This window comes from Variovorax sp. P4_D9 (assembly GCF_056401695.1).
Genome location: NZ_JBFUIU010000465.1, coordinates 1 through 7,166, shown reverse-complemented (window position 1 = coordinate 7,166; position 7,166 = coordinate 1). Strand labels below are relative to the sequence as shown.

The window sequence follows — 7,166 nt, the reverse complement described above, 5'->3', positions numbered from 1 at the left end:
GGACGACACCATCATCACCGACGGCTCCGACCTGGCGCCGCTGAAGACCGGCCAGGTCGACGTCGTCACGGGCTGGCTCACGAGCACGACCGCACTCAAGGCATTGGGTCCGGACCGCGTCGACCTGACGCTGTGGGACGGCGGCGTGCAGCTCTATGCGCTGCCCTACTACGCGTCGACAAAAACGCTCGAGACCCAGCCGAAGGTCATCGATGCCTTCTTACGTGCGACCTCGCGCGGCTGGCAGCACGTGAAGGCCAACCGCGACCAGTCGGTCGACCTGCTGGTGAAGGAATATCCGAATCTCAAGCGCGAGGACGAGCGCGCCGCGGTCGACGTCATGCTCGAGTACGCCTTCGGCGGCCTGGCGCAGACGCAGGGCTGGGGCACCATGGACCCGGCCATCTGGCAGGCGCAAATCTCGATGTACTCGGAGCTGGGCCAGTTCACCGCGCGGACGCCGAAGGTGGACGACGTCATCTGGCTCGACGCGCTGAAGTCGACCGCCGCCTACCGCATGAAGGCCTGATGCCATGGCTGCCGTACTGAACGCCGCTCCGGCGATCTCGTGCCGCGACATCGGCATGCGCTTCTTCACCGAGCGCCGCGATGTCACCGCGATCAAGAGCCTGGACCTCGACGTCGCGCAGGGCGAGTTCCTGACGTTGCTGGGCCCCTCGGGCTGCGGCAAGTCGACCTTCCTGCGCGTGGTGGCCGACCTGCTGGAGCCGAGCCGCGGAAAGATCGATGTGCTCTCCACCTCGCCGCAGGCCGCGCGCAAGAACCGCGACATCGGCTTCGTTTTCCAGGACGCGGCGCTGCTGCCCTGGCGCACGGCGCTGCAGAACGTCCAGCTGCCGCTGCAGGTGGGCGGCGGCGCCAGCCGCAAGGGCCGCCGTTCTCCGCAGGAACTGCTCGAACTGGTCGGCCTCAAGGACCGGGCGCACGCCTGGCCCCACGAGATGTCGGGCGGACAGCGCCAGCGCGTGTCGATCGCGCGCGCGCTGGCCAGCGATCCGAAGATCCTGCTGATGGACGAACCCTTCGGTGCGCTCGACGAGATCACCCGCGACCGGCTCAACGAGGAGATCCGCCGCGTTTGGAAAGACACCGGCGTGACGATCCTGTTCGTCACCCACAGCATCCACGAGGCGGCCTTCCTCGGCCAGCGCGTGCTGATGCTCGCGGCCAACCCGGGCCGCGTCCGCGAGATCGTGCCGGTCGACCTGCCCGAAGACCGGACGCTCGACATCCGCGAAACACCCGAATTCGTCCGGCTCACCGCCCACCTGCGGCGCGTGCTGGAAACCTGCTGAGGCTGACATGACCACCAGTTCCATCGATACGCCGGTGCCCGGCTTGGCAGTGATGCCGGCCGACTCCGAATACATCGCTTGGGCGGCCGCCCGCCGCCGCCGCCTGTGGCGCCGCCGCATCCTGCCGGCACTCGGCATCGGCGGCCTCATCGTGCTGTGGTGGGCCGTCATCGTCCTTTTCGATGTCAAGCCTTTCATCGCACCCACGCCCTGGGCGGTAGTCGAGACGCTCTACGCCAAGCGCGCTGTTCTATTGGACAACCTGATCCCCACGGCGATGGAGGCGGCCGGCGGCTTCCTGATCGGCAACCTGGCGGCGATCGCTGTCGCCACAGTGTTCGTCCACAACAAGACGCTGCAGGACATCTTCTTCCCCGTCGTGCTGATGTTCAATGCGGTCCCGCTGGTGGCCAAGGCCCCGGTCCTGGTGCTGATCATGGGCAACGGCATGGAGCCGAAGATCACGATCGCGGCGCTGGTGTGCTTCTTCCCGACGCTCGTGAACATGGTGCGCGGCCTCGAATCGGTGAACCCGCAGGCCATGGAGCTGATGCGCGTGCTGTCGGCGAGCAAGATGGAGATCTTCTTCCGCCTGCGGCTGCTGAACGCCCTGCCCTACCTGTTCTCGGCCCTGCGCATCGCGGCGTCGATGTGCGTGATCGGCGCGGTGGTCGGCGAATGGGTGGGTGCCACGGTCGGAATCGGCGCCATGATCCTTCAGGCCACCTTCAACTTCGACTCTCCGTTGCTGTACGCCGCGATCGTCATGAGCGCGAGCCTATCCGGCCTGTTCTTCCTGCTGGTAACGCTGGCCGAGCGCTCGATCATCCGCTGGCATCCGGAGAGCACGCACTGAACCCCGCACCTCGCAGTGCGACCCGGCGGCCACCGCGCCGCCTCCCCGAAATTCAATCAGGAGAATCGTTATGAGCCGTATTGGCGACTGGATGCATGAGTCTGCGCACGACATTCGCGTGGCAGCCGAATCGGATGTGGTGGTGGTCGGTGGCGGGCCTGCCGGCCAGGCTGCGGCCCTCGCCGCCGCACGCAACGGTGCGAGCGTCACGCTGCTGGAGCGCTACAACCACCTCGGCGGCCTCGCCTCGGGCGGCATGGTGCTGGTGCTGGACGACATGTGGGACAGCCACCTGCAGGAAATCTCGGTGCGCGGCATCTGCCTCGAGATGATCGAGCGCATGGCCGCGAACGGCCTGGCCGAGTACCCGAAGCAGCACGAATGGGGCAGCTTGCCCGAAGCGGTGCGGCGCTGGAAGCGCTGGGGCACCTTCGATTTCCACAGCAAGGAGAAGCCGCACCCGATCTGCTTTGCCGCGGCCTTCGATCCGGACGCCTTCAAGCGCGCCTCGCTCGAGATGGTGCAGCAGGCCGGGATCGAGCTGCGCCTGCATTCGTGGTTCTCGCGCACGCTGGTCGAAGACGGCCAGGTCAAGGGCGTGGTCTGCGAGACCAAGAGCGGTCGCGAGGCGATTCTCGGCAAGGTGGTCATCGACGCCACGGGCGACCTCGACGTCGCTGCCTCGGCGGGCGCTCCTCATACCAGCGGCGCCTACATCGTGACGACCGTGTTCCGCCTCGGCGGCGTCGACACCGACGAGGCAGAGCGCTTCGAGAACGAGGAGCCGCRGGCCTTCCAGGCCATCGACCGCGAGGTCAAGCACATGCTGGGCGGCGCCTGGGAATACTGGTGGCTCAAGACCCCGCTGCCGGGCGTGGTCTGGTGCAACTGCCCGCACATGGCGGGGCTCGACGGCCTCAAGGTCGCCGACCTGACGCGCGCCGAGGTGCAGGGCCGCAACACGATCCACAAGGTGATCGAGTTCGTGCGCGACCGCCTCCCCGGCTTCCGCAACTGCTACATGATCGACATGGCGCCCCAGACCGGCATCCGGCAGACGCGCCTGCTCGAAGGCGAGTACGTGATGACCAAGGACGACGTGGCCCACCGGGTGCGCTTCGAGGACAGCGTGGCGCGCGGGCGCGACTATTACTACCCCTACCGCACCCTGCTGCCCCGCAGCGTGGAGAACCTGCTGGTCGCGGGCCGCCACTACTCGGCGACATCGGCGGCGCAGAAGGTCTCGCGAGAGATCCCGCCCTGCATGGCGATGGGCGAGGCCACCGGCGTCGCCGCGGCGCTGGCGGTGAACGCGGGCGTGTCGGTGCGCAACGTCGACATCGGCAAGCTGCAGCGCACGCTGCGCGCCCAGGGCGCCGACCCCGGCGACCAAAAGGGCCCGAATGCCGACATCCCGGCCATCGCCCGTTCGTTCGCGGAGGCCGCATGAGCACGCAACACCTGCCGCTGCACGGCATCCGCGTGATCGACTTCACGCAGGTCATGATGGGCCCGGTCTGCACGCAGATGCTGGCCGACCACGGCGCCGACGTGATCAAGATCGAGCGCAAGGGCGCGGGCGACCTGAGCCGCTCGACCTTCGCGCCGGTCGCCGGCAACGACAACCCGATCTTCTGCAGCCTGAACCGGAACAAGCGCAGCGTCGAGATCGATCTGCGCGACCCGGCGCAGGTCGACCTGGTCAAGGCGCTGATCGCCGATGCCGACGTCGTCACCAACAACTTCCGCGCCGGTGTCATGGAGCGGCTGGGGCTGGGCTACGAGGATTGCCGGCGCATCAACCCGCGAATCGTTTACGCTGTGGGCACGGGCTTCGGCGAGACCGGCCCCTATGCCCACAAAGGCGGCCAGGACGTCCTCGCCCAGGCGCTGTCGGGCGTGATGGCGCGGCGCGCCGACGCCGCCGTGCCGATCTCGATCTACCCGACCGCGCTGGCCGACTACACGGCCGGCATGCACATGGTGCAGGGCATCCTGTTCGCGCTGCTGCAGCGCGAACGCAGTGGCGAAGGCCAGAAGATCGCGGTCTCGCTGTACGACTCGATGCTGTCCATGCAGATGCAGGAGGCCGCGATGATCATGATGGAGGACTCGGAGGTCAACTGGGCCGCGATGCCGCTGTCGGGCGTCTTCGATACGCAGGACGGCGCGCTGGTGCTGGTCGGCGCGTTCAAGTCGCATCCGCTGCGCGACATCTGCAACGCGCTGGAGATCGACGACCTCTCGCAGGACGAGCGCTTCGTCGACCTGGCTGCGCAGTTCAAACACAAGGCCGAGCTGCACGCGATCTTCAGGGAGCGCTTCGGGAGCAACACGCGCGCCTATTGGCTAGCCCGCCTCGAGGCGCAGGACCTGCTCTCGGCGCCGGTGCGCGACATGCGCGAGGCCCTGGTCGATGCGCAGACCCTGCACAACGACATGATCCTCGAAGGCGAGGCCTCGGCCAGCCGACCGCTGAAGTTCATCGCCAGCCCGATCCACATGTCCGGCGCCCGGACCGGCCTGCGGCGCGAGCCGCCGAAGCTCGGACAGCACACCGAAGAGGTGCTGGCCGAAGCGCGTGCGTTGATCGAAGAGGCCGGCGTATGAGCGTTCTCTTCGAAGTCTCGAACCACGTCGCGACGGTCACGATTGACCGCCCCGACGTGCTCAACGCGGTCGACCTCGCCACCGAAGCCGAACTGGTGCGCATCTGGGACGACATCGAACGCAGCAACGACATCCGCGTCGTGGTGCTGACCGGTTCCGGCGATCGTTCCTTCTGCGCCGGTGCCGACCTCAAGAACACGTCCAACCTCAAGGGCGTCGACTACTGGGCGGCATCGCGCCCCGGCGGCTTCGGCGGGATCGCGCTGCGCGAGACGCTCAACGTGCCGGTGATCGCGAGAGTCAATGGCTTCGCGCTCGGCGGCGGCTTCGAGATGGTGCTGGGCTGCGACCTGGTGGTGGCCTGCGAGGACGCCAGCTTCGGCCTGCCCGAGCCTCTGGTCGGGCGCCTGCCGCTGGACGGCGGCATGTTGCTGCTGCAGCGCCAAATCCCGTACCGCCAGGCCATGGCCATGATGCTGACCGGACAGCGGGTCAAGGCGCGGCGTGCCCTCGAGATGGGGTTGATCAACGAAGTCGTCGCCCGTCCCGAACTCGACGGCGCCGTCGATCGCTGGGTGCAGCAGATCCTGGCATGTGCGCCGCTGTCGCTCAAGGCCCTCAAGCAGGTGGTGCGGCTGACCGGCACGATGTCGCCGGCCCAAGCCCACGGCATGCGCCTGCCGGCGCTGGTGACGGCGCTGCAGTCCGAGGACTCGGACGAAGGCGTTCTGGCCTTCCAGCAGAAGCGCAAGCCCCAGTGGCAGGGCCGCTAGGCCGGTCATATCTGACGCGAGACGACTGCCATGGCCCACGTCATCACCACGGCCTGCATCGACTGCAAGGACGGCGCCTGCGTGCTGTGCTGCCCCGTCGATTGCATCTACGAAGGCGCGCGTACTCTGTACATTCACCCGGATGAATGCATCGACTGCGGCGTTTGCGTGTCCGCTTGCCCCACGGAGGCGATCTACGAGGAGTTTCGGCTGCCGCCCGAACTGCAGCACTACACGGCCATCAACCGCGAGTTCTTCGGCATCGAGATCAGCGCCCTGGGCTCGCCGGGTGGCGCCGACGGACGGCACCTGGCCTGCGACCATCCGCGCATCGCGCAGGAAGTGCCGAGCGCCCGGGCGGTGGGATGATGCCGCCTCTTTCGGGAGGGCAGGCCGATGCACGCCATTGTTCTGAAGTACTTCATCGAAGTGGCGAGCGCCGGCTCGGTCCGCAAGGCCTCCGAGCGGCTCTTCGTGGCGGCGAGCGCCGTCAATCGGCAGATCCACAAGCTCGAGGACGAGCTCGGCGTCGAGCTCTTCGATCGCCTGCCCAATGGCCTGCGCCTGAATGCCGCCGGCGAACGGCTGCTCAAGCACGCGCAGGAAACCCTGCACCAGTTCCAGGTGATGCGCACCGAGCTCGATGCGCTCAAGGGCGAACGCACCGGCCACGTCAAGGTCGCGGCGATGGACTCGTTCTTCGAGGAGCTGCTGCCGTCGGCGGTCGAGGAGTTCCTGCAGATCTTCCCCGCGGTCACCTACACCATCACTTCGACCCAGCCGATGGAGATTCCCCAGCTCGTGATGTCGGGCCAGGCCGACGTCGGACTCACCTTCGTGAGCCGGCTGCCCGGTGGGATCGAGGCGATCGCCACGGCCAACCTGCCGATCGGCGTGGTCATGCCGCCGGGGCATCCGCTGTCGAAACACGCCAGCGTGTCGCTCAAGGACTGCGCCAAATATCCGTTCCTGCGCTCGAGCTCGTACCCGGTGCTGAGTGCCTCGCTGTCGGCCGAATTCGCCGCATTCTGGGACGACATGGAACCGGCCGCGACCTGCAACTCCACGCCGCTGCTCAAGCGGCTGATCATGGGCGGCAAGGGCATTTCATGCTTCTCGAAGATCGCCTTCATCGAAGAGCTCCGGCGCGGGGACCTGCTCTGGCGGCCCTTCGAACTGCCGGCGCTGAACAAGCTGCTGGTGGGCATCCTGGTGCCGACGCAGCGCGCCTTGCCGCATGTCACGCAAAACTTCGTCGGCCGCATGGCCCGGCGCCTCACGCAACTTGAAATCGCTGCCGCCGCGCTCTGAGCGCCGGGCCAGCGGCGGCCTCTTGGGAACCCATCCATGACACAGAGCTTCGACAACCTTATCAACGGCGCATGGCGCGCCGCCGCCAGCTATAGCGCCAACGTCAACCCGAGCAACCTCGGCGACGTGCTGGGCCAGTACGCGCAGGGCGACGCCGCCCAGGTCGACGCCGCGGTCGCGGCCGCCAGCGCCGCCTTCCCGGCCTGGTCCACCGGCGGCATCCAGGCGCGCTCCGAGGCGCTGGAAAAGATCGGCGCCGAGATCCTGGCGCGCAAGGAAGAGCTCGGCACGCTGCTGGCG

At 67.6% G+C, this 7,166-nt stretch carries 9 protein-coding genes; all 9 read left to right on the top strand.

What is annotated here, in order from left to right; genetic code table 11:
• A partial coding sequence (locus AC1DY5_RS35335; protein WP_478119126.1) for an ABC transporter substrate-binding protein occupies positions 1 to 529 on the top strand: 529 nt, incomplete at its 5' end.
• Positions 530 to 533: 4 nt separating this feature from the next.
• The gene (locus AC1DY5_RS35330) at positions 534 to 1,316 is read left to right on the top strand and encodes an ABC transporter ATP-binding protein (RefSeq protein ID WP_478119124.1); all 783 of its coding nucleotides are present in this window, start codon (positions 534 to 536) and stop codon (positions 1,314 to 1,316) included.
• A 7-nt stretch (positions 1,317 to 1,323) separates the two neighbouring features.
• The gene (locus AC1DY5_RS35325; RefSeq protein ID WP_478119122.1) at positions 1,324 to 2,172 is read left to right on the top strand and encodes an ABC transporter permease; all 849 of its coding nucleotides are present in this window, start codon (positions 1,324 to 1,326) and stop codon (positions 2,170 to 2,172) included.
• Positions 2,173 to 2,242: 70 nt separating this feature from the next.
• Positions 2,243 to 3,622: an FAD-dependent oxidoreductase gene (locus AC1DY5_RS35320; protein ID WP_478119121.1), complete on the top strand. Its 1,380-nt coding sequence runs from the start codon at positions 2,243 to 2,245 to the stop codon at positions 3,620 to 3,622.
• Entirely contained in the window at positions 3,619 to 4,782 is a 1,164-nt protein-coding gene (locus AC1DY5_RS35315) for a CaiB/BaiF CoA transferase family protein (protein ID WP_478119119.1), read from the top strand. The genes AC1DY5_RS35320 and AC1DY5_RS35315 overlap by 4 nt, the downstream gene beginning before the upstream one ends.
• Positions 4,779 to 5,555, top strand: a complete 777-nt coding sequence (locus AC1DY5_RS35310; protein ID WP_478119117.1) for an enoyl-CoA hydratase-related protein — start codon at positions 4,779 to 4,781, stop codon at positions 5,553 to 5,555. The genes AC1DY5_RS35315 and AC1DY5_RS35310 overlap by 4 nt, the downstream gene beginning before the upstream one ends.
• A gap of 30 nt (positions 5,556 to 5,585) precedes the next feature.
• On the top strand, positions 5,586 to 5,924 hold the full coding sequence (locus AC1DY5_RS35305; RefSeq protein ID WP_478119115.1) for a 4Fe-4S dicluster domain-containing protein: 339 nt from the start codon (positions 5,586 to 5,588) through the stop codon (positions 5,922 to 5,924).
• Between the two features lie 27 nt (positions 5,925 to 5,951).
• The gene (locus AC1DY5_RS35300) at positions 5,952 to 6,866 is read left to right on the top strand and encodes a LysR family transcriptional regulator (protein WP_478119114.1); all 915 of its coding nucleotides are present in this window, start codon (positions 5,952 to 5,954) and stop codon (positions 6,864 to 6,866) included.
• A 36-nt stretch (positions 6,867 to 6,902) separates the two neighbouring features.
• On the top strand, positions 6,903 to 7,166 hold a 264-nt coding region (locus AC1DY5_RS35295; protein ID WP_478119112.1), incomplete at its 3' end, for an aldehyde dehydrogenase family protein.